The sequence below is a fragment of the Pseudonocardia parietis genome (assembly GCF_017876315.1).
In the GTDB taxonomy this organism is placed as follows: Bacteria; Actinomycetota; Actinomycetes; order Mycobacteriales; family Pseudonocardiaceae; genus Pseudonocardia; species Pseudonocardia parietis.
Map to the genome: position 1 here is coordinate 2,425,085 of NZ_JAGINU010000001.1, position 24,279 is coordinate 2,449,363.

Sequence of the window (24,279 nt, forward strand, 5' to 3'; positions counted from 1 at the left end):
GACACCGGAGAACCGAGAGCGATCCAGAGGAAGACTTTCTCCGTCCCGTCCGGCGCCCGCGCCGGCGGGCGAGACTTCGGAAAGCAGGGTGAAGTGAGCCATCAGGACACCGGCCCGTTCGCGGGCCACGGTGCCGGGCCGCAGATGCGGTCCGCGACCCACAGCATGTCGCTGTCCGACTCGGTGTACGAGCGGCTGCTCCAGCAGCGCATCATCGTGCTCGGCCAGCAGGTGGACTCGGAGATCTCGAACCGGATCGCGGCGCAGATGCTGCTGCTCGCGGCCGAGGACCCCGAGAAGGACATCGAACTCTACATCAACTCGCCGGGTGGCTCGGTGAACGACGGCATGGCCGTGTTCGACACGATGAACCTGATCCCGTGCGACGTGGCCACGACCGCGATGGGGCTCGCCGCCTCGATGGGGCAGTTCCTGCTCTCCGCGGGCACCCCGGGCAAGCGTTCGGCGCTGCCGCACGCGCGGATCATGATGCACCAGCCGTCGGGCGGCATCGGCGGCACCGAAGCCGACATCACGATCCTGGCCGAGCAGCTCCGCAAGACGAAGCAGGAGATGGCCGCGCTGATCGCCGAGCACACCGGGCAGTCGGTCGAGACCATCGAGCGGGACTCCGACCGGGACCGCTGGTTCTCCGCCCAGGAGGCCCTGGAGTACGGCTTCGTCGACCATGTCGTGACGCACGCCGGCCGTACGGGTATCGGCTCGCAGAACGGGAGCGCCTGATGAGCACCTTCGATCCGCGCCACCCCGAGTCGGTCGCCGACCTGCGCGGGCCCGGCGGCTACGCACCGGACCCGATCCGGTCCCGGTACGTGCTGCCGTCCTACGTGGAGCGCACGAGCTACGGGGTCAAGGAGTCGAACCCGTACAACAAGCTCTTCGAGGAGCGCATCATCTTCCTCGGTGAGCAGATCAACGACACCTCGGCCAACGACACGATGGCCCAGCTCCTGGTGCTCGAGTCGCTGGACCCGGACCGGGAGATCTCGCTCTACATCAACTCGCCGGGCGGGTCGTTCACGTCGCTGATGGCGATCTACGACACGATGCAGTTCATCCGCCCCGACATCCAGACCGTCTGCCTCGGGCAGGCGGCGTCGGCGGCGGCCGTGCTGCTCGCCGCGGGGAGCCCGGGCCGCCGGATGGCGGTCGAGAACGCGCGCATCCTGATCCACCAGCCGGCCACCGAGGGTGTCTACGGCCAGGCGTCGGACCTGGAGATCCAGGCCACCGAGATCTCCCGCATCCGCAGGCGGATGGAGGAGGTCCTCGCCCGGCACAGCAACCGCACCGCCGAGCAGGTGCACGCGGACATCGATCGGGACAAGATCCTCACGGCCGAGGAGGCCAAGGAGTACGGCCTGGTCGACGAGATCGTGCAGAGCCGCAAGCTGTCCGCCACGAGCGGCAGGTAACGACATCCCGGGGCACCGGAGCCGGACACGGCTGCCGGTGACCGCCCGCCGACCCGCCGCCGAATCGGACTCGTCTTGCGGTCCCGGCGGCGGGTCCGGGCAGGTACCGTCGTCTTCCGAGACCGTGTGGTGGTCGGGAACGACGGGCACGACGCGAGAACGCCGGACCAGGACTGGGGATCGACACCAATGGCACGCATCGGCGACGGCGGGGACCTGCTCAAGTGCTCGTTCTGCGGAAAGAGCCAGAAGCAGGTCAAGAAGCTCATCGCCGGCCCCGGCGTCTACATCTGCGACGAGTGCATCGATCTCTGCAACGAGATCATCGAGGAGGAGCTGGCCGAGGCCGGTGAGGTCAAGCTCGACGAGCTGCCCAAGCCCGCCGAGATCCACGACTTCCTCGACCAGTACGTCGTCGGGCAGCCCGACACGAAGCGCACCCTGTCGGTTGCCGTCTACAACCACTACAAGCGCATCCAGGCCGGCGAGCGCAGCCGGGCGAACGACGCCGACGCCGGAGACGGCATCGAGATCGCCAAGTCGAACATCCTGATGCTCGGCCCCACCGGGTGCGGCAAGACCTACCTCGCGCAGACCCTGGCGAAGCTGCTCAACGTCCCGTTCGCGATCGCCGACGCCACCGCGCTGACCGAAGCCGGCTACGTCGGTGAGGATGTCGAGAACATCCTGCTGAAGCTGATCCAGGCCGCGGACTACGACGTCAAGCGCGCCGAGACCGGGATCATCTACATCGACGAGGTCGACAAGATCGCCCGGAAGTCGGAGAACCCGTCGATCACCCGCGACGTCTCCGGCGAGGGTGTGCAGCAGGCACTGCTGAAGATCCTGGAGGGGACGACGGCGAGCGTCCCGCCGCAGGGTGGTCGTAAGCACCCGCACCAGGAGTTCATCCAGATCGACACGACGAACGTGCTGTTCATCGTGGCCGGCGCGTTCGCCGGGCTGGAGCGGATCATCGGTGAGCGGGTCGGCAAGTCCGGCATCGGCTTCGGCGCCGACATCCGCTCCAAGAAGGACATGGACGCGTCGGAGAGCTTCGCCGAGACGCTGCCCGAGGACCTGATCAAGTTCGGCCTGATCCCCGAGTTCATCGGCCGGCTGCCGATCGTCGCCTCGGTGACCTCGCTGGACAAGGACGCCCTGGTCAAGATCCTCACCGAGCCGCGCAACGCCCTGGTGAAGCAGTACCGCAAGCTGTTCGAGATGGACGGCGTGGAGCTCGACTTCGCGGAGGAGGCGCTGGACGCCGTCGCCGACCAGGCGATCCTGCGTGGCACCGGCGCCCGTGGCCTGCGGGCGATCATGGAGGAGGTGCTCCTCCCGGTCATGTACGACATCCCGAGCCGGGACGACGTGGCCAAGGTCGTCGTCACCGCGCAGACGGTGAAGGAGAACGTCAACCCGACGATCGTGCCGCGCCAGCCCGCGCGTCGCGAGCGCCGCGACCGTTCCGCCTGAACACACCCCACCCGATCACGCCGGCCCACCATCAGGTGAGGCCGGCGTTGTCGTTGGGTGATCTTTCCCAAATTGCGCTGCTCCGTCCGGGTACCTAACGTTGCTCCGTCTAACGAGCTGACGGAGGGGCACCACCATGGCGGGTTTTCTGACGAGGGAGCGGATCGTCGCGCCGCCCGGATGGAGCCGCTGGCTCGTTCCGCCTGCGGCACTGTCGATCCATCTGGCCATCGGCCAGGCCTACGCCTGGAGTGCGTTCAAGACGCCACTGGCCGACGGTCTCGGCCTCTCCGGAGTCGCGACGGCGCTGCCGTTCACCCTCGCGATCATCATGCTCGGCCTGTCCTCGGCGCTGTTCGGCACGAAGGTCGACGCGAACGGGCCCCGCTGGGCGATGGTCGTGGCCACCTCCTGCTTCGTCTCCGGCTTCCTGATCTCCGCGCTGGGGCTCTACCTCGGCTGGTACTGGCTGGTCGTGTTCGGGTACGGGTTCGTCGGCGGGATCGGGCTGGGCGTCGGCTACATCTCCCCGGTCTCGACGCTGATCAAGTGGTTCCCGGACCGGCCCGGCCTGGCCACCGGCCTGGCGATCATGGGATTCGGTGGTGGCGCGCTGATCGCCTCGCCGCTGACGGCGTCGCTGCTCTCGGCGTTCGGCGCCTCCGGGGACAACCCGTCCGTCACGGGTATCGGCAACACGTTCCTGGTCATGGGCCTGATCTACCTGGTCTTCATGTCGGTCGGCTGGATGCTGATCCGGGTACCGGCCGAGGGGTGGACGCCTCCGGGCTGGGACGCGTCCTCGGCGAAGAAGTCCGCCATGATCACGACCGGTCAGGTGTCGGCGAACAACGCGCTCCGCACACCGCAGTTCTGGTTGTTGTGGGTGGTGCTGACCTTCAACGTGACGGCCGGTATCGGCATCCTGGAACGGGCCAACCCGATCTTCCAGGACTTCTTCCGTGACTCCACCCCGGCCGAGACGCTCGCCGCGACCGCGGTCGGCTTCGTGTCGATCCTGTCGCTGGCCAACTCGGCGGGCCGGCTCGCCTGGTCGTCGTTGTCGGACGTGCTCGGCCGCAAGAACATGTACCGGATCTACCTCGGCGTCGGCGCGCTGCTCTATCTGCTGATCACGCTGATCCCGAACCAGAGCCGGGCGCTGTTCCTGGTCGCCTCGATCCTGATCCTCTCGTTCTACGGCGCCGGGTTCGCCACCGTCCCGGCCTACCTGCGGGACCTGTTCGGGACCTACCAGGTCGGTGCGATCCACGGCCGGCTGCTGACGGCCTGGTCGACCGCGGGTGTGCTCGGGCCGCTGATCGTCAACGCGATCGCCGACTCCCGGATCCAGGCCGGGGTGGAGGGGCCGGCCCGCTACACCACCGCGTTCTCGATCATGGTCGTGCTGCTGGTGATCGGGTTCGTGTGCAACGAGCTGATCCGGCCGGTGAATCCGAAGTATCACGAGCCGGAGGTGGACGTCGCGGATGACGCCGACCGGCCGACCGCCGAGGTGAAGGGGCAGCAGACATGAGCACGCACGAGGCGACCGGGCCGACCGGATCGACCGGCTGGGGCCCGCTGCAGTGGACGGGCGCCGTACTCGCCTGGGTCTGGGTCGGCGTGCCGTTCGGCTACGGGCTCTACGAACTGATGCTGAAGGTCCCGGCCCTGTTCGGCTGAGGCCCCGTGAGCGGTCGTCGCGGCAGGAAAGCGACAACCGCTCACGGGCGATTCATCGCCCATTCACCCTGACGGGCTACAACGGATCGTGTGATCATCTCCCGTCGCTCCCTGTTCCGCACCGCGGCCGCCGGCGGTCTCGCCGGCGCCGCCGCGCTCGCCCTGCCCGGTGCCGCGTCCGCCGGGCCGGCGCTGGTGCGCTCCGGGCGTCCGGCGCTCACCCACGGTGTCCAGTCCGGCGACGTCCGGCCCGGGTCCGGCCTGGTCTGGACGCGTGCCGACCGGCCGTCGCGGATGGTCGTCGAGGTGGCCGGAAACCCGGAGTTCCGGGGAGCCCGCCGCATCGCCGGCCCGGTCCTGACGCCGGACACCGACCTCACCGGGCGGCTCCGCGTCCCGGCCGGCGCCGGCCGGGTGCACTACCGGGTCGTCGCGGAGGATCTCGACACCGAAGCCGCGGGCGAGGCGCTGACCGGCTCCTTCCGGGCGATCCCGGGCCCCGGCGAACCGGTGCGGATCCAGTGGTCCGGCGACGTCGCCGGGCAGGGCTGGGGCATCGACCCGGCGCACGGCGGAATGCGGATCTTCTCCGCGATGGCCGACCGGAACCCGGACCTGTTCCTGCACAGCGGGGACGCGGTCTACGCCGACGGCCCGCTGACCGGGAGCGTCACGCTGCCGGACGGCCGGGTCTGGCGCAACGAGATGACGCCGGAGAAGTCGAAGGTCGCCGAGACCCTCGCCGAGTTCCGCGGCCAGTTCGCCTACAACCTGCGCGACGAGAACCTGCGCCGGTTCGCGGCGTGCACCGGCCAGATCGTGCAGTGGGACGACCACGAGGTCACCAACAACTGGTATCCGGGCGAGATCCTCACCGGCGAGGCGGGCGAGCCCTACACCGAGAAGCGGGTGGACGTGCTCGCCGAGCGCGGGTTCCGGGCGTTCCACGAGTGGCAGCCGGTGGACCCGCGCACGACCGTCGACGGGCGGGTGTACCGGCAGGTGCCGTTCGGCCCGCACGTCGAGGTGTTCGTGCTCGACATGCGCTCCTACCGGGGCGACAACACCGCGAACGACGGCGCGCCCGAGCCGATCCTCGGCGAGCAGCAGGCCCGCTGGCTGGTGGACGCGCTCGCCTCCTCCCGGGCGACCTGGAAGATCGTGCAGTCGGACATGCCGATCGGGGTGCTCATCCCGGACGGCGACACGGCCTGGGAGGCGATCGCCAACGGCCTGCCCGGGCCGCCGCGCGGGCGCGAGTCGGAGATCGCCGGGGTGCTCGCCGGACTGCACCGGCGCGCGGTCCGCAACGTCGTCTGGGTGACGGCGGACGTGCACTACACCGCCGCCCATCACTACTCGCCGGACCGGGCCGCGTTCGACGACTTCGACCCGTTCTGGGAGTTCGTCTCCGGTCCGCTGCACGCCGGCGCGTTCGGGCCGAGCGAGCTCGACCCCACGTTCGGGCCCCGCGTGGAGTTCGCCCGCGGCCCGGACCGCGACGGTGCGTCACCGCTGGAGGGGTTCCAGCACTTCGGGGAGCTCGACGTCGCGCCCGACGGGTCGACGCTGGACGTCCACCTGCGCGACCAGGACGGCAGGTCGCTGTGGAGTACGACCCTGCGGCGGGCCTGAGCCGGGTCAGGTCAGGTCAGCGGACGGGGTGCGGGCCCGGCCAGGGTCGGGGTGATCCGCCCGAACCGGCCCTCCGGGGTGATCGGCAGCCGGTCGAGCGTCACCTCGCGGTGCGTGCCGTCGCCGTCGGGGATCGCGAACCGGTGGTAGGCGTAGTACCACTCGTCGGTACCGGGGATCCGCAGCGGCGATCCGTGGCCGGGCCCGCGCACCCCCGTCTCGAGGTCTTTCTCGAGGATCACGCCGTGGTTGGTGAACGGGCCGGCCGGGCCCGGGGCGGTCGCGTAGCCGACCCGGTAGTCCTCGGACCGGAAGTCGCCGATCGACCAGGTGACGTGCCAGGTCCCGGCGCGGATCTCGACGTCGAGGCCCTCACCGAACTGGTCGAGGCCGGACAGCACCTGGATCTTCGCGGGGTCGAACGACACCATGTCCGGGTTCAGCGGGACCATCTGCCCCTGGCCGTTTCCCCAGTACAGGTACCGGGTGCCGTCCGGACCGGCGACGACGGCGGGGTCGATCGGCACGCCGCGCCCGCCCGGGTTCTCGGTGATCAGCGGCCGTCCGATGTCGCGGAACGGGCCGGTCGGGGAGTCGGCGACCGCGACGCCGATCTTCTCCTCCGCGGTGTAGTACAGGTACCAGCGACCGTCCTTCTCGGCGATCTCCGGCGCCCACGCCAGGCTGTCCGCCCACTGCACGTCGGGCCCGAGCTCCAGGACCTCGCCGCGCGGGCGCCAGTTCACCAGGTCCGTCGACGACCACACGGTGAACGACGCGTCCGCGGCGCCCTCGCCGTCGGTCGTCGGATAGAGGTAGTACGTCCCGTCCGACACGGTGATCGAGGGATCGGCGTAGTGGCCGTCGAGCGCCCGGCCACCGATCGGGCGGGTGGGCGCCTCCCCGGGCGCCGCGCTCGCCGTCGCGGGCAGGAGCCCGACGGTGCCGAGCGCGAGGACGGTGGCGAGCACGGCCGGTAGCGGCTGGCGGGTTCGCGACACGCCCGCACCGTGGGGGAGCCGGCCGTACCGGGGTGGACGGCGCGCCACGCACGGGCACGGCTTCACTCGGACGAGTGGTCCGGTGGACGGGCTGTCCTGGGACCGGCACCGGGACGCCGGCCGGTGTCCGGGAGCTCCGGCCGTGCGGACTCCTCAGCCCGTGGCGCAGGCCGGCTGCACCGCTCGGGCCGGAACCGCGTCCACCGGCCGGTGCCGCAGGTCGTCGATCGTGCAGGCCGACAGCGCGTCCACCGGATCGTGCTCCGGGGTACCGGTCGCGCCGGTCCTCACCGGCTCGGGCCCGGCGCCCCCTGTGGTGGGGGTGGGGTCGTGCTCCGGCATCGCCAGGTAGGCCGCCGACAGCCGCCGGTACGGGCGGGACGCCAGCGCCGCCAGCGTCGCCACCAGCCCGATCGCCCCGGTGACCACGAAGACCAGCGCGATCGCCCGGTCGATGCCGGTGCCGAACCAGCTGCCGATCGCCCGCGCCCCGGCGCCGCCGTCGGTCATGAACGGTGCCACGACCAGCTCGGTGAACGGGGCGAGCAGGAACGCGGTCAGCGGCGACGCGGACTGCTCGACGCTCTGGGCGAACCCGAAGACCCGGCCCTGCCGCTCGTAGGGCACCACCCGCTGCAGCACGGTCTGCTCGGCGGCCTCGGCGAACGGCATCAGCAGCATGAACACGGCCATACCGATCGTCAGCAACACGATGGAGGCCTGCAGCGGGAACAGGATAGTCGTCGCCCACAGGGTCGCGTTGACCAGCAGCAACGTCCGCACCGGTCGGGCACCGAGGCCGGTCCGGGCCACCAGCAGCCCGCCGACGATCACGCCGGTGGACAGCGCACCCCACAGCAGGCCCCACGCCTGCACGGAGACCATCGACAAGCCGTAGGGGTCCATCAGCGCCATGAACACGCCGCCGAGCAGGTTGTTCAGGCAGGTGAACACGATCAGCGCCGGCAGGCCGGGGACCGAGCCGATCACCCGCAGCGTCCCGCGCAGGTCGATCCCGCCGTGGCCGGAGTCCGGTGTGTCCGTCGCGCCCGGTAGCGCGGTGGGCACCGTGATCCGCGACAGGTGCACCAGCGAGGCCAGCAGCGCGACGATCGCCAGGAGCAGCACCGAGCGCATGCCGTCGAAGGCGACGAGCAGGCCGGACAGCACCGACGTCACCAGGAACGACACCCCGGTCGCGGTGCCGACCAGGCCGTTCGCCCGGTCCCGCACACCGGCCGGGACCAGCAGTGTCACCAGCGTCGGCAGGGCGATCGTCCGCAGGTTGCCGGTGATCACGCCGAGCATGAGCGTGACGACGAAGCCCCACAGCAGCGGGCTCGCCGGATCGCGGAAGGTCTCGGCCGGCACCGCCTGGTGGAACGCCAGGCAGACCGTGTAGATCGTCAGCGACACCACCGCCGACCCCTGCATCACCGACTTCTTGCCGAACCGGTCGACGAGGCTGCCGAACCAGATCCCGGTGAGCGAGGTCGCGGCCAGGAAGACGCCGGCGATCAGCCCGGTCGCCATCACCGACCGGGTCTCGACGAACACCCAGAACGTCACGGCGAACCACACCGTGAAGTTCACGACCGACACGGTCAGCGTGCTGGCCAGCAGGTGCGCGAAGGTGCGCTGCGTGCCGTGCCGCAGGTCCAGCTGCGTGGTACTCATGTCCTCACCCGTCCCTCTCCGCCAGTGAGACCCGTGGGTTCACCGGAACTCATCGGCCGATGGGGACGGTGGGTGCTGAAGCTGGGTTCAGGTCAAGGGTCAGGCGGTCATGTCGAGGGCGGCGACGACCCTGGTCGGCCGGATCCGCACGACCAGCTCGCCCGGCACGCCGTTGCGCCGCCCGAACTCCTCGGCCCGGTCCGCACCCATGTACCGCCCGCCGAGAGCGGTGGCGATGCGCAGCAGCTCGGCAGGGTCCTCGCTGATCTCGGCGACACCCTGGACCTGCACGAACGCGTACGGCGGCGCGGCGAGGTCCGCGGTCAGCACCACCCGGGGATCGCGGACGATGGCCCGGCCCTTCGCGGTGCCGGCGCCGGTGTTGAAGACGATCGTGTCGTCCTCGACGAGGAACCAGACCGGGGCGACGAGCGGGCGCCCGTCCTTCGCGGTCCAGCCGAGCATCCCCGTCCGGGTGCCGTGGGCGAGGAACTCGACGACCTCGGGTGTGAGTGCACTCATGGCGCGAGCGTAGGGCCCGACATCGCCGGTGCCGGTTGTTCCCGTGGTGGGGCTGCACCGGGCGCACCGGGCGCACCGGGCGCACCGTGTGCGTCGGGACGCTCACGTACTCGCGCTCGTACGAGCGACACCGGTCGTCGTGGTCGGCCCGCCGCCGGTGATGATCACCCCCGTCCGAGCCGCCGAGCCGCCCGAGCCGCCGAGCCGCCGGGTCGCCAGGTCGCCCGAGCTGCCCGAGCTGCCCGGGCCGCCCGGGATCGCGGCCGGGTGGAGCTCGACGTCGCCGCTGCCGGATCGGCGAGAATCGGTGCTGTGGACGGTGGACCGCGGGTCGGTGAGAAGCTCGGCAGGCAGGTCGACGGGGTGTCCTGCGGGCCCGCGGTCCTGGTCGTGACGGCAGCACTCACCGGATCGGGACGCTCGGGTCCGGCCACGGCCCGGTCCGGCGCCGCGAGAAGCACCGGCGGAACGAGTCTCGGCGCGGCCCAGCACCTCGCGCACCGGCAGGCCAACCGGCTCTGGCCGCGGGCGCTCGGCACCACACCGTGGGGCATGCGGGCCTGGCTGCACCGGCACGCCCCGGCCGCGGGCGGGTTCCGGATCCGGCCGGCGACCGCGGGGGTGCTCGCGGTCGTGCCGTCCGCGCCCGTCCCGGTGCCGCTGCTGATCGGTTCGCGGTGGTTGCCGCGGCACTGGGTGCTGGTCACCGGCCTCGCCGACGACGGCCGGTGGCAGGTCTACGAGCCGGGCGCCGGGGTCGTGCGCGCCTTCGACCCCCGGACCTTCGACGACGGCACCGCCGCGGCCGTGCTCGGCAGGCCCCGGCCCTGGTGCGTCCTGCTGCCGTCCGGCTGAACGCCCCCGCACGTACGCCCTCGCCGGGGCCGGAGGCGCAGCCCAACCTGTACACCCACACCGGCAAGCACGTTCTCGCCCGACCGCGGCCGAAAAGGTGCACCCCGCCCGCCGGGCCCGGATTGATCAGCACGTTTCGGCCGGTTCCGGGGGCGGAATCGTGCATCCCGGTGGCTCGAGCCCGGTTGATCAGCACGATTCGGCCCTTCCGGGGCGAGAACGTGCGTTTCGGTCGCCCGGGTCGACCGAGCGGGCGTGGAGTCGTCCACCCTGTGTCGGGATGCTTGCGTGCGGGGCCGGCGATCCGGGGCTCCGGAGGCACCGTGGTGCCGGTCGCTCCGGTGGGGCGAGCGGGGGCCGAGCCCGCCGGGGGCCCGGAATCCTGTCGGCGCCGACTCGTAGACTTGACATGTGACCGAGACCCTGTCCGCGCGTACTGCCGACCTGCCCGCCAAGTGGACCCCTGGCGAGGTAGAGGGCGACATGTACCGCCGCTGGGTCGAGCGCGGGTACTTCCAGGCCGACCCGGCGTCCGACGAACCGGCCTTCTCGATCGTGATCCCGCCGCCGAACGTCACCGGCAGCCTGCACCTGGGTCACGCGATGGACCACACGCTGATCGACGTCCTGACCCGGCGCCGCCGGATGCAGGGCCACGACGCGCTGTGGCTGCCCGGCATGGACCACGCCGGCATCGCGACCCAGTCCGTCGTCGAGCGCCGGATGGCCGCCGCAGGCGAGCCGGACCGGCACGCGATCGGCCGCGAGGCGTTCGTCGAGAAGGTCTGGGCCTGGAAGGCCGAGTCCGGCGGCTCGATCCTCGGCCAGATGGAGCGCCTGGGCGACGGCGTCGACTGGTCCCGCGAGCGCTTCACGCTCGACGAGGGGCTGTCCCGCGCGGTGGCCACCGTGTTCAAGCGGATGTTCGACGACGGGCTGATCTACCGGGCCGAGCGCCTGGTCAACTGGTCCCCGGCGCTGCGCTCGGCGATCTCGGACATCGAGGTCGACCACGCGGAGGTCGAGGGCGAGCTCGTCTCCATGCGCTACGGCGACGGGGACGCCTCGGTCGTCGTCGCCACCACCCGGGTCGAGACGATGCTGGGTGACACCGCGGTCGCCGTGCACCCCGGCGACGAGCGGTACGCCGCCCTGATCGGCACCGAGATCGAGATGCCGATCACCGGCCGCAAGATCCCGGTCATCGCCGACGACTACGTCGACCCGGAGTTCGGCTCCGGCGCCGTCAAGATCACCCCGGCGCACGACCCGAACGACTTCGAGGTCGGCCGCAGGCACGACCTGCCGATGCCGACGATCATGGACGAGACCGGCACGATCGCCGGGTCCGGCACCCGGTTCGACGGGATGGACCGGTTCGAGGCGCGCGCCGCGATCCGCGAGGAGCTGCGCGAGCAGGGCCGGATCATCGCCGAAAAGCGGCCCTACCTGCACTCGGTCGGCCACTGCTCGCGCACCGGTGTCCCGGTCGAGCCGCGGCTGAGCCTGCAGTGGTTCGTCAAGGTCGAGCCGCTCGCGAAGGCGGCGGGCGACGCGGTCCGCTCCGGCGCGACCGTGCTGCACCCGAAGGAGCAGGAGAAGCGCTTCTTCGACTGGGTCGACAACATGCACGACTGGACGATCAGCCGTCAGCTGTGGTGGGGGCACCGGATCCCGGTCTGGTACGGCCCGGCGGGCGAGGTGGTCTGCGTCGGGCCCGACGAGGAGCCGCCGTCGGGCGAGGGCTGGCGGCAGGACTCCGACGTCCTGGACACCTGGTTCTCCTCCGGGTTGTGGCCGTTCTCCACGCTCGGCTGGCCGGACGACACCCCGGACCTGCGGAAGTACTATCCGAACTCGGTCCTGGTCACCGGCTACGACATCCTGTTCTTCTGGGTCGTCCGGATGATGATGTTCGGGACCTACGCGATGGGGGAGACCCCGTTCCGCGACGTCTACCTGCACGGGCTCGTCCGCGACGAGCACGGCAAGAAGATGTCGAAGTCCAAGGGCAACGTCATCGACCCGCTGGAGCTGATGGACTCCTACGGCGCCGACGCGCTGCGGTTCACCATCGCCCGCGGCTCCAACCCGGGCACCGACATGTCGCTGTCGGAGGAGTGGGTCGCCGCCTCCCGGAACTTCACCACGAAGCTCTGGAACATCACCCGGTTCGCGCTGTCGAAGGGCGCCACCGTGGCCGCCCCGCTGCCCGCCGACGCCGACCGCACCGATGCCGACCGCTGGATCCTGGACCGGCTCGCCGAGGTCCGCGAGCAGACCGACGAGCTGCTGGACACCTACCAGTTCGCCAAGGCCACCGAGGGGCTCTACCACTTCGCGTGGGACGAGCTGGCCGACTGGTACGTCGAGCTGTGCAAGACCCAGCTCGACGACCCGGCCACCGCCGACGGCACCCGGGCCGTGCTCGGGCACGTGCTCGACGCGCTGCTGCGGATGCTGCACCCGATCGCGCCGTTCGTCACCGAGGCGCTGTGGACCGCGCTGACCGGGCGGGAGACCGTCGTGACGGCTGCCTGGCCGACCGCGCAGGACGCCGGCTCCCCGGCCGACGCGGCCGCGTCCGCCCGGGTGACCGACGCCCAGAAGGTGATCACCGAGGTCCGCCGGTTCCGCACCGAGCAGGGCCTGCCCGACCGCAGGTCGGTCGCCGCCCGGCTGGTCGGGCTGTCCGATGCCGGGCTGGCCGCGCACGAGCGGGCGGTCCGGTTCCTCAACCGCCTCGACGAGGCGGGGGACGGCTTCTCGGCCACCGCGACCTTCGAGGTCGCGACGTCGGGCGGGCCGGTCACCGTCGAGCTGGACACCTCCGGGGCGATCGACGTCGCCGCCGAGCGGGCCCGGCTCGGCAAGGACCTGGCCACCGCCGAGAAGGAACGCGACCAGGCGGAGAAGAAGTTGAACAATCCGAAGTTCACCGAGAAGGCGCCGGCCGAGGTCGTCGACGGCATCCGTGCCCGGCACACGACCGCACTGGCGGACATCGAGCGGATCGATGCGCGGCTGGCCGCGCTGCCGGAGGCCTGATCACCGCATGTCCAGGGAGTACGACCAGTTCGACGAGGAGGACTCGCCGACCTACGGCGGGGACCGCTGGGCCGAGGGCGGTTTCGGCGACGCCGGGGAACCGGGGGATACGCCCGCCCCGGCCGCGCCCGAGGACGACGGTGACGAGGAGAGCGGCGACGATGAGGACCGCGCCGACTCCGCGGCCCGGGACGAGGCGGGCGAGGCGCCCGAGAAGGACGCCCAGGAGGCCGTCATCGCGGCGGTCCTGGACGAGATCCGCGGTGGCGACACCCCGGACGTCGTTCCGGCCCAGTCCACCGTCACCGGGTACGCCGAGTTCCTCGCCGTCGACGCGGCGCTGGACCGGCGCTGGCCCGAGTCGGTCATGGAGCCGTCGCTGGACCGGATGCAGGCGCTCTGCGACGCGCTCGGCGAGCCGCAGCGCGGCTACCCGGTCGTGCACCTGACGGGGACCAACGGCAAGACGTCGACGTCGCGGATGATCGACGCGCTGCTCACCGAGGTGGGCCTGCGCACCGGCCGCTACACCAGCCCGCACCTGCAGCGCGCCACCGAGCGGATCAACCTCGACAACCGGCCGGTCACCCCGGAGCGCTACGTCGAGGCGTACCGCGAGGTGGAGCCGCTGGTCGAGCTCGTCGACGCGAGCCGCGGGGAGAAGCCCGCGCTGTCCAAGTTCGAGGTGCTGACGGCGATGGCGTTCGCCACGTTCGCCGACGCCCCGGTCGAGGCGGCGGTGCTCGAGGTCGGTCTCGGCGGCCGCTGGGACGCCACCAACGTCGCGGACGCGCACGTGGCGGTGGTCCTGCCGATCGGGGTCGACCATGCCGAGTACCTCGGCAGCGACGTCCTCGACATCGCCCGCGAGAAGGCCGGGATCATCAAGGAGGGCTCGATCGCGGTCCTCGCGGCCCAGGACAAGAAGGTCGCCGAGATCCTCATCGAGCGCTGCGCCGAGGTCGGCGCGCAGGTCGCCCGGGAGGGCGCCGAGTTCGGTGTCCGGGAACGGGAGATCGCCGTCGGTGGGCAGCGTCTGGAGCTGCAGGGACTGTCCGGCCGCTACGACGAGATCTTCCTGCCGCTGCACGGTGAGCACCAGGCGTCGAACGCGGCGATCGCGCTCGCCGCCGCCGAGGCGCTGATCGGCGCCGGCACCGCGCAGCCCCTCGACCCGGACGCCGTGCGTGCGGCGTTCGCGTCGGTCCGTTCGCCGGGCCGGCTGGAGCCGGTGCGGGGCGGGCCGGACATCCCGACCGTGCTCGTCGACGCCGCGCACAACCCGGCCGGTGCCCGGGCCCTGGCCACCGCGCTCACCTCGGAGTTCCGGTTCACCCGGCTCGTCGGAGTGATCGGCGTGCTGCAGGGCAAGGACGCCCGCGGCATCCTCGAGGGGCTCGAGCCGGTGCTGCACGAGGTCGTCGTGACCACCAACTCCTCGCCCCGGGTGATGGACCCCGACGAGCTGGGCGCGCTCGCGGCCGAGGTCTTCGGATCCGACCGGGTCAGCGTGGAACCGGACCTGCGCCGTGCTGTCGAGCAGGGCGCCGAGGTCGCCGAGGAGGCCGGTGGGTCCGGCATCGGAGTCGTGGTCACCGGGTCCGTGGTGACGGCGGGCGACGGCCGGTCCCTGTTCGGCAAGGAACCGGAATGAGCGGGGCGGGCGGGATCGACGGGGTGCCCGAGGGGGTCCGTCCGCCGCCGACGGACCCGATGAAGGGCGCCCGTGGGGTGTTCGCGGCCACGCTGATCCTCGAGGCGATCGTCGTGCTGCTCGCCCTGCTGGTGCTGCCGCGGTTCGGCAGCGGCTCCACCGGCCTGGGGTTCGGCGTGGTCATCGGGCTCGCCGTGGCGATGATCCTCGCCTCCGGCCTGCAACGACGGTCGTGGGGCCTCGCGGCCGCGCTCGGGCTGCAGGTGTTGCTGGTGGTGGCGTCCTTCGTGTTCCTGCCGTCGATGGCGATCGTCGCGTTCGCGTTCGTGATCGTCTGGGTGGTGCTGGTGTGGATGCGGCGCGAGGTCGCGCGCCGGATGGCCGCGGGGACCCTGCCGTCGCAACAGCAGGAGTGAGCGACGCTCTCCCGGCGGACCTCGATGCCGACCGCCTCCGAGCCCGTCACGCACCGTCGTTACCCTTGCGCTCGTGACTGAACGCACTCTCGTCCTGGTCAAGCCCGACGGTGTCCAGCGCAAGCTCGTCGGCGAGATCGTCTCGCGGATCGAGCGCAAGGGCCTCGAGCTCGTCGCTCTCGACCTGCGCACCGTCGACCGTGAGCTGGCCACCCAGCACTACGCCGAACACGACGGCAAGCCCTTCTTCGAGGAGCTCATCTCCTTCATCACCTCCGGCCCGGTCCTGGCCGCGGTCGTCGAGGGCCCGCGCGCCATCGCCGCCTGGCGTCAGGTGGCCGGCGGCACCGACCCGGTGGAGAAGGCGACGCCCGGCAGCATCCGCGGCGACCTCGCCCTGGAGACCGGCTCGAACCTCGTGCACGGCTCGGACTCCCCGGAGTCGGCCGGCCGGGAGATCAAGCTCTGGTTCCCGAACCTGTGACGACCGGCGCCCCGGCTGCCCGCCGGGTCGTCGATCCGCATCCCGGCGCCGCCGCCGCGCTCGGTGACCTCTGGGTCGCCGTGACCGAGGCGGGCGGCGCCGTCGACTTCGTGCCCGGCTGGGATCCCGGCGAGATCCGGGACCTGGCCGCGGCGATGATCGACGACGTCCGCTCCGGGGCCGCTCGGATGCTCGTCGTCGGCGACGAGACCGCGCCGGAGGGGACCGTCTTCCTCGTCCGCGAGAGCGGGATCGCCGCGCACCGCGCCGACGTGGCGCGCCTGATGGTCCGGCCCGGGCTCCAGGGGCGCGGGCTCGGCACGGTCCTGCTGGAGGCGGCCGTCGCGCAGGGCCGGGAGATGGGCGTCGAGATGCTCACGCTCGGCGCGCGCGGTGGCACCCCGCTGCCCGCGTTCTACGCCGCCCGCGGCTTCGTCGAGTACGGCCGGCTCCCCGGCGGTGTCCGGCTCTCCGAGGAGGACACCCGCGACGTGCACCTGTTCGTCCGGTCGCTGTGACGACCGGTCCGGCCGGCGGCGGATCATCTCGCCCGTCGGCCGGATGGCAGGGACGGCCGTTGCGCGCCACCATGTGCGGATGACGGTACTCACCCCGCGCCCGACCACCGCGGACCTGGTTCGCGGCGCAGTCGTGGCAGTCCTGGCGATCGTGCAGGTCCTGGTCTCGGCGCTCGGCGGCTCGGGTGTCGGGGAGGTCGCCCGGTCCTACGACACACCGCTGCTCGCGGCCGGCTGGGCCTTCTCCATCTGGGGCCTGATCTACCTGGGCTTCCTCGTCTACGCCGGGTACGCACTGCTGCCCGGCCAACGCGGCCGGGAGATCCACCGGCGCGTCGGCTGGTGGCTGGCGGCCTCGGCCGTACTCAACCCGCTGTGGATCCTGGCGTTCTCGAACCGCCTGGTCGTCGTGGCGGAGCTGGTGCTGATCGCGCTGGTCGCCGTGCTGACGGTGGCCTACTCGCGGCTCGCCCGCGAGGCCGCATCGGGCCGGGTGGAGCGCCTGGCGTTCCGGCTGCCGGTGGCGCTCTACCTCGGCTGGTCGTCGGTGGCGCTGGTCCTGGGCCTGATGGCGGCCGGGGTCGCGGTCGGCCTGCCCGGTGACGGTGCGCTCGCGCAGACCGCGGCGATCCTGCTGCTGGTGCTGCTCACCGCCGCCGTGCTGTCGGTGATCGGCTCGACGGCCGGGTTCGCCGGGTTCGCGCTCGCGGTCGTGTGGGGGCTCGCCGGCGTCGCGGCCAACGACCGGCCGATCGCCGTCACCGTCGTCGCGGTGGTGGCGGCGGTCGTCATCGCGCTGCAGACTGCACGCCGGATACGCCGTTCGGTGCAACCGGCCCGCCTCGCGCTGGGCTGAGGGCCGTTGCCCGGCGGAAGTGCCGGAGCCGCTTGCTACCGTCGCCCTCGGAACATCAGAGGTACCCCGGGAGGGCCGGCATGATCACCGGAAGCATCGTCGCGATCGTGACTCCGATGCACGACGACGGCGAGGTCGACCATTCTGCGCTCGGTGACCTGGTCGAGCGCCAGATTGCCGCCGGCACGTCCGGGATCGTCTCGGTCGGCACCACGGGTGAGTCGTCGACGCTGTCGGTGCTCGAGCACACCGAGGTCATGCGCCGCACCATCGAGGTGGCGAACGGGCGCGTCCCCGTCATCGCCGGCACCGGCGCCAACTCCACCGCCGAGGCCATCCATCTCACCCGGTCCGCCCGGGCCGCCGGTGCGGACGGTGCGCTGCTGGTCACGCCGTACTACAACAAACCTCCGCAGGAGGGCCTCTACCAGCACTTCAAGCGGATCGCCGAGACCGTCGCCATCCCGCAGTACCTCTACAACGTCCCGGGCCGGACGGCGTGCGACCTGCTGCCGACCACCGTCGCCCGGCTCGCCGAGATCCCGAACATCGTCGGGCTCAAGGAGGCCAAGGGCGACCTGGACCGGGTCCGCGAGCTCGTCGCACTCGGACTGGACGACTTCGCGCTCTACTCCGGCGACGACGGCACCGCCCGCGCCTCCATGCTGGCCGGTTTCCACGGCGACATCTCGGTCACCGCGAACGTCGCCCCCGAGCCGATGGCCCGGATGTGCAAGGCCGCGGTCGCCGGTGACGACGAGACCGCCGCCGGTCTCGACGCCGACCTCGCCGGCCTGCACTCGGCGTTGTTCTCCGAGCCGAACCCGATCCCGGTCAAGTGGGCGCTGGCCGAGCTGGGCCTGATGCCCGGCGGGATCCGGCTGCCGCTGGTGCCGCTGGACGAGTGGCACCACGAGGACGTCCGGGCCGCGATGCGGGCCGCGGGGCTGATGAGCTGAGAACGAAGGGAGCCGCAGAGGGTCAGCCCTCTGCGGCGGACTCCGGGGCGGCGTCGGCGGTCGGCCCCGCACTGCTGGTCCGCACATTGCGGACGATGTCGCGGCCGAACGTGACGTCGACCCGCTCGGCGACGGCCAGCTCCAGCACCGCGATCATGACCTCGCCGGAGATCCGGCGCATCCGCTCGATCGTCTCGTAGACCCGGGGCCACTGGTCGTCCGGGCGGCCGGAGTCGTCGAACGGCTGCCAGATCTCGCCGAGGAACAGGTCGACGTAGAGCTTCGCGACGCCGTCGGCGTGCTTGCGGAGCTGCTCGACGACGTCCAGCGAGCGGCCGATCGGGATGCCCAGGCCGGTGAGCTCGGCCGCGGCGTTCATCAGCCGGGGGCTGATCTCCTCGTAGGTGTCCTCGCCGACCTCGCGCAGCAGGCCCATCTTCACGCCGCGCTTCGCGAGGCCCGTGTCGGTGCTCTCGTACCGCTCGGCCAGTTCGGCGAGGTGGACCATCTGCCGGTCCTCGGGGGCGAACAGCTCCCGCACGGTCCGGATGAACTGCACGACCTGCTCGGTGGATCCGCCGGTGGTGTCGAGCAGCTTCTTGATGGTGTCGAGCTTGACGCCCTCGTCCTGCAGGTCCTTGATCAGCTCGAGGCGGGCGGCGTGGCCGCGCCCGTAGTACCCGGTCCGGGCCCTGACCTCGGGCGGTGGCAGCAGTCCGCGGGCCTGGTAGGCGCGGATGTTGCGCACGGTGACGCCGCTGGCCCGGGCCAGCTCGTCGATCGTCTGCCCGTCCTCCGGATCGGTGGCGTCCAACATGACATGCAAGGTAGCAGCAGTTGATGTGACACGTCATACCGCCGCTCTCTCCTTGCTATGTGACATCAAGTTGTGCAGAGTTGGTGTCATGTTCCGATCCGCTCCTGCGGTGTCGTCCCGGCGCCGACGTCTCCTCGCCGCCGCGAGCGCGCTGACCACACCGCTGCTGCCCGAGGACTTCCTGACCCTGATCGACCCGCTGTGGTCGACGACCTCGCTGCGCGGCCGGGTCGTCGCCCGCCGCCGGGAGACCGGCCGGGCCGTCTCGGTGACCATCGAGCCCGGACGCGCCTGGGCCGGGCACCGCGCCGGGCAGTACGTCGGCGTCGGGATCGACGTCGACGGTGTCCGGCACCAGCGCAGCTACTCGCTGTCCTCGCCGGAGGACGCCGACCACCTGACCGTCACGGTCCAGGAGGTCCCGGGCGGCGTGGTCTCCACCAGGCTCGTCCGTGACCTGCCGATCGGGACGATCGTCGAGCTGCAGCAGGCCTCGGGTGAGTTCACCCTGCCCGACCCGCTGCCGTCGAAGCTGCTGTTCGTCACCGCGGGCAGCGGCATCACGCCGGTGATGGGCATGCTCCGCACCCTCGACCGGCGCGCCGCGATGCCGGACACCGTTCTCGTCCACAGCGCGCGTACTCCGGAGGACACCGTCTTCGGAGCCGAGCTGGCCGCGCTCGCCGCCCGGAACCCGTCGCTGCGCGTGGTGCAGCGCCACAGCTCCGTCACCGGCAGGCTCGACCCGGCGAGCGTGGACGCGGCCGTCCCCGACCGGGCCGGACGCGCCGTCTACGCCTGCGGTCCCGCCGGTCTGCTCGACGCCCTGGACGAGGCCTGGGACGGGGTCCGCGCCGAGCGCTTCACCCCGCCGGCCCGAGCCGCCGAGGGCACCGGCGGCACCGTCGACCTGGGTGGGTCCCCGGTCGAGGTCGACCCCGGTCAGAGCCTGCTCGAGGCCGGTGAGGCCGCGGGGAAGGTCCTGCCCAGCGGGTGCCGGATGGGCATCTGCTTCGGCTGCGTGCTGCCGCTGCGCGAGGGCCGGGTCCGCGACCTGCGCACAGGTGAGGCGCACGGCGAGCCCGGCGACCTCGTGCAGACCTGCATCAACTCCGCCTGCGGACCGGCCCGCATCGACGTGGCCTGATCCCGCGCGGACCGGCCCGCATCGATCCGCCTGATCCCGCGGGGCCGCCCGGTCCGGCCGCGGCCCCGTCCGACCCGACCGTCATCGTCCCGGGACCGGTCCAGCCGGCCCCCCGCGAACCGAGGAGGTCCGCCATGACCGCCACACTCGACACCCCCGCCACCGGCACCCACGAGCCCGGCACCGCCACCCAGGAGCCCGGCCCGGAGGAGACCAACCAGGTGCAGCAGCCGCAGCGCCCGGCGCTGGAGCTCGTCCCCTCCACCCGCCGCGAGGACGTGGTGGCCACGACGAACCTCACGGCCGAGCAGATCGAGGAGCTCGGCCGCCGGCTCGACGGGATCCGGGACCGGATCCTCTCCGAGCGGGGTGCGTCCGACGCCGCCTACATCCGCGACGTCATCCGCAAGCAGCGGGCGTTGGAGATCGGCGGCCGCGCGCTGCTGTTCGCCGGCGTCCTGCCCCCGGCCTGGATCGCAGGCACCGCCATGCTCTCGATCGCCAAGATCCTGGAGAACATGGAGATCGGGCACAACGTGATGCACGGCCAGTGGGACTGGATGCGTGACCCGAAGATCCACTCGTCGGCCTGGGAGTGGGACAACGTCTCCTCGTCGGCCGAGTGGAAGCACTCGCACAACTACCTGCACCACACCTACACCAACGTCGTCGGCAAGGACCGCGACGTCGGCTACGGGATCCTGCGGCTGTCCGAGGAGCAGCGCTGGAACCCGTACTACCTGGGTAACCCGCTCTACAACTTCCTGCTGTCGCTCTTCTTCGAGTACGGCGTCGCGCTGCACGACCTCGAGGTCGAGAAGGTCGTCGCGGGGGAGAAGCCGCTGTCGCGGGTGTGGCAGCAGGTCAAGTCGATCGGCCGCAAGACCGGCCGGCAGGTGTTCAAGGACTACCTGGCGTTCCCGGCGCTGGCCGGGCCGTTCTGGGCGCCGGTGCTGGCCGGCAACGTCACCGCGAACCTGGTGCGCAACGTCTGGTCGCACGCGGTGATCTTCTGCGGGCACTTCCCCACCGGGGCGGTGCAGTTCGAGGAGGAGCAGCTCGACGACGAGAGCCGCGGCGAGTGGTACGTGCGCCAGCTCCTCGGCTCGGCGAACCTCGACGGCAGCCGGTTCTTCCACCTGATGACCGGCCAGCTCAGCTTCCAGATCGAGCACCACCTGTTCCCGGACCTGCCCAGCAACCGCTACGCCGAGATCGCCCCCGAGGTGCGGGAGCTGTGCGAGGAGTACGGCCTGGAGTACACGACCGGCCCGTTGTGGAAGCAGTACCTGCAGGTCCTGGGCACGATCAACCGGCTGGCGCTGCCGAACGGGAAGCGCTGACCGTCGAGCGGTCCCGAGCGCCTCGGGTGATCGTCGGACGAGTGCCGATCGGTGCCAACCCTGGCACCGATCGGCACCGAAAAGATGATCACGTCCTCGCGCTCAGCCCGGGAAGACGTCCAGGAAGCCGTGCACCTGGTCGATCCGGCCGTCGGCGTCGACCACGACCACGTCGAACCCGATGACCGGCGGCTCACCGCCGGCCGCCCAGAGCTCCGCGGGTGCGGCGGCCCAGCGGAAGCGGGCGCGGTCGTGGTGGGCGTCGACGTCGCCGAGCAACCGGAACTCACACCCCGCCAGCTGCTCCTGGGCGGCACCCAGGAAGCCGTCGACACCGTCGTGGCCGGTGACGTCGGCGAGCGGGTCGACGTAGCGACAGCCGGGCGTGAACAGGTCGGAGACCAGCCGCTTGCGGGCGATCGCATCGGTCTCGTTGAACGCGGCCACGTAGCGCTCGGCGAGGGCGGCGAAGTCGGTCATCGGTGAACCTCCTGGTCGGGATTGCGGTAGGACGTCACCGAGACTGGTGCGGCCGGAGCTCCGGCGCGATGACCCGTGAGGTAATGGGTAGCCGTTACCTGCGAGGTAGTCGTCGTGCCGTCGCCGCCCGGCTAGCGTGACCGGGGTGACCAGCGCGAACGTCCGGCCGTCCCGCAACGCCGGGCCGGGGGAGATGCTCCGGTTCTGGCGGGCCCGGCGGCGCCGCAGCCAGCTGGACCTGGCGCTCGCCGCCGGCGTCTCCACCCGGCACCTGAGCTTCGTCGAGACCGGGCGCTCCGGCGCCAGCCGCGAGCTGCTCGGGGCGCTGGCCGAGGAGCTGGAGATCCCGCTGCGCGAGCGCAACGCCCTGCTGCTCGCCGCGGGGTACGCCCCCGCCTACGCCGAGCGCCCGCTCGACGACCCGGATCTCGCCCCGGTCCGCGGGGCGTTGGAGCAGCTGGTCGCCGCGCACGATCCGTACCCGGCCCTGGTCGTCGATCGCTGGGGCGACGTGCAGCTGGCCGGAGCGGCCGTCGGGCCGTTGCTCGACGGATTGGCCCCGGAGGCGCTCGGCCCACCGGTGAACGTCTACCGGGTCTGCCTGCACCCCGGCGGCCTCGCGCCGCGGATCCGCAACCTCGCACAGTGGCGCGAGCACCTGCTGCACCGCCTGGAACGGCAGGTCAGGGTGACGGCGGACCGCCGGCTCACCGCGCTGCTCGCCGAGTGCCGGGCCTACCCGGCGCCGGAGGAGACCGCGCTACCGCTGCCCGGCGGGGACGTGTTGCTCCCGCTCCTGCTCGACACCCCGGCCGGACCGCTGGCGCTGCACTCGACGATGACGACCTTCGGCGCCCCGCACGACGTCACCCTCGCCGAGCTGGCCCTGGAGACGTTCCTGCCCGCCGACGACGCCACCCGCGCCGCGCTGCGGGCGATCGCCGTCGCTCAGAACCAGGAGTCTCAGGACCAGGAGTCTCAGGACCAGGAGCCTCAGGATCAGGGGCCTCAGGACGAGGCGGGTGCGACCCCGGGGGACAGCGACAGCACCGGCGTGACCCCGTTCAGCACGTAGTTCCCGATCACCTGCTGCTTGTAGATGATCGGGTTGTGCACCGAGAGCGTGCGGGCGTTGCGCCAGTGCCGGTCCAGCGCCCGGCCGGTCTCGACGGTGGACGCGCCCCCGACCTCGAAGAGCTCCGAGGTCGCGTCGAGCACCAGCTGGGGGATGGTCGACTGGACCCGGTACACGTCGAGCTCGGCGGTCGGTGCGTGCTCCGGGTCGGTGACCGCCCGGTCCAGCGACGCGGCCGCCGCGTCCACGGCGGCGCCGACGGTGAAGGCGGCCGCGTCGACCTTCCCGACGACCTGCTGCACCAGCGGGTCGTCCTTGGGCAGGTCGGCGTTGCCGTAGGGCCAGTTCCGCTTCCGGTCACGGACGTACGCGGCGGCGTCGTCGGCGGCGCGGCGCGCGATCCCGGCCAGCGCGGCGAGCTGGACGAGCTGCAGGAACGCCTGGCGGACCGGCACGTGCACGTCGACCGGCGCCGGGCGCACCTGGTCCGGGTCGATCTCGACGCCGGTGAACCGGGTGGTGCCGCTGGCGGTGAGCTTCTGCCCGAAACCACGCCAGTCGTCGATCCGCTCGACGCCCGGAGAGTCCGCGTCGACCAGCACCGTCACCCGGTTGCCGTCCGGGTCGAGGGCCACGACGTCGATCAGGTCCGCGTACAGCGTGCCGGTGCAGTAGAACTTCTCGCCCTCGAGCAGCAGCCGGTCGCCGTCGCGGCGCAGCACGGTGGTCGAGGAGTTGCGGGCCACCCCGCCGCGCTCGGTGATCGCGTTGCCGATGATCTTGCCGCCGGCGATCTCGGCGAGCCGGGCCCGGGCGACCGTGTCGCCGGGGTCGGCGGCGAGCCACAGCTCGGTGAAGGCGAAGTGCGTGCGCAGTGCCTGGGGGATGTTCGAGTCGGCCGCGCCCAGCTCCACCAGCAGCGAGAACAGCTGCCGGACCGAGGCGCCGGAGCCGCCGTCGGCGACCGGGATGCGCAGCGCGCCGAACCCGGCGTCGCGCAGGGCGGCGATCTCCTTCTCCGGGAGTCGGCGGTCCAGCTCGCGCTCCACCGCGCCGGTGGCGATCTCGTCGAACAGCGGGCGGAACCGGGCGTGCAGTTCGGCGTCGGTCACGGTGCTCACAGTGAGCAGGGTAGGTGAGACGGCCGCCGGCACACCGTGAGTCGTACCTCAACGGCACACCACCCGCCGG

Annotated in this window: 23 protein-coding genes; 17 read left to right on the forward strand and 6 right to left on the reverse strand. The window is 71.9% G+C overall.

The window, feature by feature from the left end:
- Positions 1 to 144: 144 nt before the first annotated feature.
- The 6 genes from JOF36_RS11465 (at position 145) to JOF36_RS11490 (ending at position 6,236) form a co-directional block, all read left to right on the forward strand.
- Positions 145 to 744 (forward strand): ATP-dependent Clp protease proteolytic subunit, encoded by a 600-nt coding sequence (locus tag JOF36_RS11465; protein ID WP_210035400.1) that lies wholly within the window; start codon positions 145 to 147, stop codon positions 742 to 744.
- A complete protein-coding gene (locus JOF36_RS11470) occupies positions 744 to 1,436 on the forward strand; it encodes an ATP-dependent Clp protease proteolytic subunit (RefSeq protein ID WP_245350791.1) in 693 nt (230 codons plus the stop codon). Before JOF36_RS11465 ends, JOF36_RS11470 begins: the two co-directional genes overlap by 1 nt.
- Positions 1,437 to 1,625: 189 nt before the next feature.
- On the forward strand, positions 1,626 to 2,915 hold the full coding sequence (gene clpX / locus JOF36_RS11475) for an ATP-dependent Clp protease ATP-binding subunit ClpX (RefSeq protein ID WP_210026692.1): 1,290 nt from the start codon (positions 1,626 to 1,628) through the stop codon (positions 2,913 to 2,915).
- Between the two features lie 136 nt (positions 2,916 to 3,051).
- The gene (locus JOF36_RS11480; protein ID WP_210026693.1) at positions 3,052 to 4,452 is read left to right on the forward strand and encodes an OFA family MFS transporter; all 1,401 of its coding nucleotides are present in this window, start codon (positions 3,052 to 3,054) and stop codon (positions 4,450 to 4,452) included.
- Positions 4,449 to 4,601 carry an MFS transporter small subunit gene (locus JOF36_RS11485; protein WP_210036441.1) on the forward strand — a complete coding sequence of 51 codons (153 nt, stop codon included), beginning with the start codon at positions 4,449 to 4,451 and terminating at the stop codon, positions 4,599 to 4,601. Before JOF36_RS11480 ends, JOF36_RS11485 begins: the two co-directional genes overlap by 4 nt.
- Positions 4,602 to 4,691: 90 nt before the next feature.
- A complete protein-coding gene (locus tag JOF36_RS11490) occupies positions 4,692 to 6,236 on the forward strand; it encodes an alkaline phosphatase D family protein (protein WP_210026694.1) in 1,545 nt (514 codons plus the stop codon).
- A gap of 11 nt (positions 6,237 to 6,247) precedes the next feature.
- Here the strand turns inward: JOF36_RS11490 and JOF36_RS11495 are convergent, their stop codons facing one another.
- The 3 genes from JOF36_RS11495 to JOF36_RS11505 form a co-directional block, all read right to left on the reverse strand.
- Entirely contained in the window at positions 6,248 to 7,237 is a 990-nt protein-coding gene (locus JOF36_RS11495; RefSeq protein ID WP_307862328.1) for a family 43 glycosylhydrolase, read from the reverse strand.
- Between the two features lie 153 nt (positions 7,238 to 7,390).
- Positions 7,391 to 8,914 (reverse strand): MFS transporter, encoded by a 1,524-nt coding sequence (locus JOF36_RS11500; RefSeq protein ID WP_210026696.1) that lies wholly within the window; start codon positions 8,912 to 8,914, stop codon positions 7,391 to 7,393.
- Between the two features lie 99 nt (positions 8,915 to 9,013).
- Positions 9,014 to 9,436 (reverse strand): PPOX class F420-dependent oxidoreductase, encoded by a 423-nt coding sequence (locus JOF36_RS11505; protein WP_210026697.1) that lies wholly within the window; start codon positions 9,434 to 9,436, stop codon positions 9,014 to 9,016.
- A gap of 312 nt (positions 9,437 to 9,748) precedes the next feature.
- On the opposite strand from JOF36_RS11505, the gene JOF36_RS11510 reads away from it, so the two are divergent.
- The 8 genes from JOF36_RS11510 to dapA all read left to right on the forward strand — a co-directional run bounded on the left by JOF36_RS11510 (position 9,749) and on the right by dapA (position 18,226).
- Positions 9,749 to 10,291 (forward strand): hypothetical protein, encoded by a 543-nt coding sequence (locus JOF36_RS11510; protein ID WP_210026698.1) that lies wholly within the window; start codon positions 9,749 to 9,751, stop codon positions 10,289 to 10,291.
- Positions 10,292 to 10,702: 411 nt separating this feature from the next.
- Positions 10,703 to 13,339 carry a valine--tRNA ligase gene (locus JOF36_RS11515; protein WP_210026699.1) on the forward strand — a complete coding sequence of 879 codons (2,637 nt, stop codon included), beginning with the start codon at positions 10,703 to 10,705 and terminating at the stop codon, positions 13,337 to 13,339.
- A 7-nt stretch (positions 13,340 to 13,346) separates the two neighbouring features.
- Positions 13,347 to 14,993, forward strand: a complete 1,647-nt coding sequence (locus JOF36_RS11520) for a bifunctional folylpolyglutamate synthase/dihydrofolate synthase (protein ID WP_245350792.1) — start codon at positions 13,347 to 13,349, stop codon at positions 14,991 to 14,993.
- A complete protein-coding gene (locus tag JOF36_RS11525; RefSeq protein WP_210026700.1) occupies positions 14,990 to 15,409 on the forward strand; it encodes a DUF4233 domain-containing protein in 420 nt (139 codons plus the stop codon). The genes JOF36_RS11520 and JOF36_RS11525 overlap by 4 nt, the downstream gene beginning before the upstream one ends.
- A 73-nt stretch (positions 15,410 to 15,482) precedes the next feature.
- The gene (gene ndk, locus JOF36_RS11530) at positions 15,483 to 15,893 is read left to right on the forward strand and encodes a nucleoside-diphosphate kinase (RefSeq protein WP_210026701.1); all 411 of its coding nucleotides are present in this window, start codon (positions 15,483 to 15,485) and stop codon (positions 15,891 to 15,893) included.
- Positions 15,890 to 16,411, forward strand: a complete 522-nt coding sequence (locus JOF36_RS38845; RefSeq protein WP_210026702.1) for a GNAT family N-acetyltransferase — start codon at positions 15,890 to 15,892, stop codon at positions 16,409 to 16,411. Before ndk ends, JOF36_RS38845 begins: the two co-directional genes overlap by 4 nt.
- Positions 16,412 to 16,490: 79 nt before the next feature.
- The gene (locus JOF36_RS11540; protein WP_210026703.1) at positions 16,491 to 17,267 is read left to right on the forward strand and encodes a TspO-related membrane protein; all 777 of its coding nucleotides are present in this window, start codon (positions 16,491 to 16,493) and stop codon (positions 17,265 to 17,267) included.
- An 80-nt stretch (positions 17,268 to 17,347) separates the two neighbouring features.
- On the forward strand, positions 17,348 to 18,226 hold the full coding sequence (gene dapA, locus JOF36_RS11545; protein ID WP_210026704.1) for a 4-hydroxy-tetrahydrodipicolinate synthase: 879 nt from the start codon (positions 17,348 to 17,350) through the stop codon (positions 18,224 to 18,226).
- Between the two features lie 22 nt (positions 18,227 to 18,248).
- Here the strand turns inward: dapA and JOF36_RS11550 are convergent, their stop codons facing one another.
- Entirely contained in the window at positions 18,249 to 19,043 is a 795-nt protein-coding gene (locus tag JOF36_RS11550) for a MerR family transcriptional regulator (protein WP_210026705.1), read from the reverse strand.
- Between the two features lie 88 nt (positions 19,044 to 19,131).
- Here JOF36_RS11550 and JOF36_RS11555 point away from each other — a divergent pair, with 88 nt between their 5' ends.
- The gene (locus JOF36_RS11555) at positions 19,132 to 20,190 is read left to right on the forward strand and encodes a ferredoxin reductase (RefSeq protein ID WP_210026706.1); all 1,059 of its coding nucleotides are present in this window, start codon (positions 19,132 to 19,134) and stop codon (positions 20,188 to 20,190) included.
- 134 nt (positions 20,191 to 20,324) lie between these two features.
- A complete protein-coding gene (locus tag JOF36_RS11560) occupies positions 20,325 to 21,533 on the forward strand; it encodes a fatty acid desaturase family protein (RefSeq protein WP_245350793.1) in 1,209 nt (402 codons plus the stop codon).
- Between the two features lie 102 nt (positions 21,534 to 21,635).
- Here JOF36_RS11560 and JOF36_RS11565 read toward each other — a convergent pair whose 3' ends face one another.
- Positions 21,636 to 22,013 (reverse strand): nuclear transport factor 2 family protein, encoded by a 378-nt coding sequence (locus JOF36_RS11565; RefSeq protein WP_210026707.1) that lies wholly within the window; start codon positions 22,011 to 22,013, stop codon positions 21,636 to 21,638.
- Between the two features lie 145 nt (positions 22,014 to 22,158).
- Between JOF36_RS11565 and JOF36_RS11570 the strand changes: the two genes are divergently transcribed.
- Positions 22,159 to 23,088 (forward strand): helix-turn-helix domain-containing protein, encoded by a 930-nt coding sequence (locus tag JOF36_RS11570; RefSeq protein WP_307862329.1) that lies wholly within the window; start codon positions 22,159 to 22,161, stop codon positions 23,086 to 23,088.
- Here JOF36_RS11570 and JOF36_RS11575 read toward each other — a convergent pair.
- Positions 23,022 to 24,209 (reverse strand): acyl-CoA dehydrogenase family protein, encoded by a 1,188-nt coding sequence (locus JOF36_RS11575; protein WP_307862330.1) that lies wholly within the window; start codon positions 24,207 to 24,209, stop codon positions 23,022 to 23,024. The genes JOF36_RS11570 and JOF36_RS11575 overlap by 67 nt on opposite strands.
- Between the last annotated feature and the right edge of the window lie 70 nt (positions 24,210 to 24,279).

Bases quoted from the DNA above. Each gene is read 5' to 3' on its own strand.
- JOF36_RS11465 (WP_210035400.1), top strand. From the start codon at position 145: ATGCGGTCCGCGACCCACAGCATGTCGCTGTCCGACTCGGTGTACGAG.
- JOF36_RS11470 (WP_245350791.1), top strand. From the start codon at position 744: ATGAGCACCTTCGATCCGCGCCACCCCGAGTCGGTCGCCGACCTGCGC.
- clpX (WP_210026692.1), top strand. From the start codon at position 1,626: ATGGCACGCATCGGCGACGGCGGGGACCTGCTCAAGTGCTCGTTCTGC.
- JOF36_RS11480 (WP_210026693.1), top strand. From the start codon at position 3,052: ATGGCGGGTTTTCTGACGAGGGAGCGGATCGTCGCGCCGCCCGGATGG.
- JOF36_RS11485 (WP_210036441.1), top strand. From the start codon at position 4,449: ATGAGCACGCACGAGGCGACCGGGCCGACCGGATCGACCGGCTGGGGC.
- JOF36_RS11500 (WP_210026696.1), bottom strand. From the start codon at position 8,914: ATGAGTACCACGCAGCTGGACCTGCGGCACGGCACGCAGCGCACCTTC.
- JOF36_RS11505 (WP_210026697.1), bottom strand. From the start codon at position 9,436: ATGAGTGCACTCACACCCGAGGTCGTCGAGTTCCTCGCCCACGGCACC.
- JOF36_RS11520 (WP_245350792.1), top strand. From the start codon at position 13,347: ATGTCCAGGGAGTACGACCAGTTCGACGAGGAGGACTCGCCGACCTAC.
- JOF36_RS11525 (WP_210026700.1), top strand. From the start codon at position 14,990: ATGAGCGGGGCGGGCGGGATCGACGGGGTGCCCGAGGGGGTCCGTCCG.
- JOF36_RS11540 (WP_210026703.1), top strand. From the start codon at position 16,491: ATGACGGTACTCACCCCGCGCCCGACCACCGCGGACCTGGTTCGCGGC.
- dapA (WP_210026704.1), top strand. From the start codon at position 17,348: ATGATCACCGGAAGCATCGTCGCGATCGTGACTCCGATGCACGACGAC.
- JOF36_RS11550 (WP_210026705.1), bottom strand. From the start codon at position 19,043: ATGTTGGACGCCACCGATCCGGAGGACGGGCAGACGATCGACGAGCTG.
- JOF36_RS11555 (WP_210026706.1), top strand. From the start codon at position 19,132: ATGTTCCGATCCGCTCCTGCGGTGTCGTCCCGGCGCCGACGTCTCCTC.
- JOF36_RS11560 (WP_245350793.1), top strand. From the start codon at position 20,325: ATGACCGCCACACTCGACACCCCCGCCACCGGCACCCACGAGCCCGGC.
- JOF36_RS11565 (WP_210026707.1), bottom strand. From the start codon at position 22,013: ATGACCGACTTCGCCGCCCTCGCCGAGCGCTACGTGGCCGCGTTCAAC.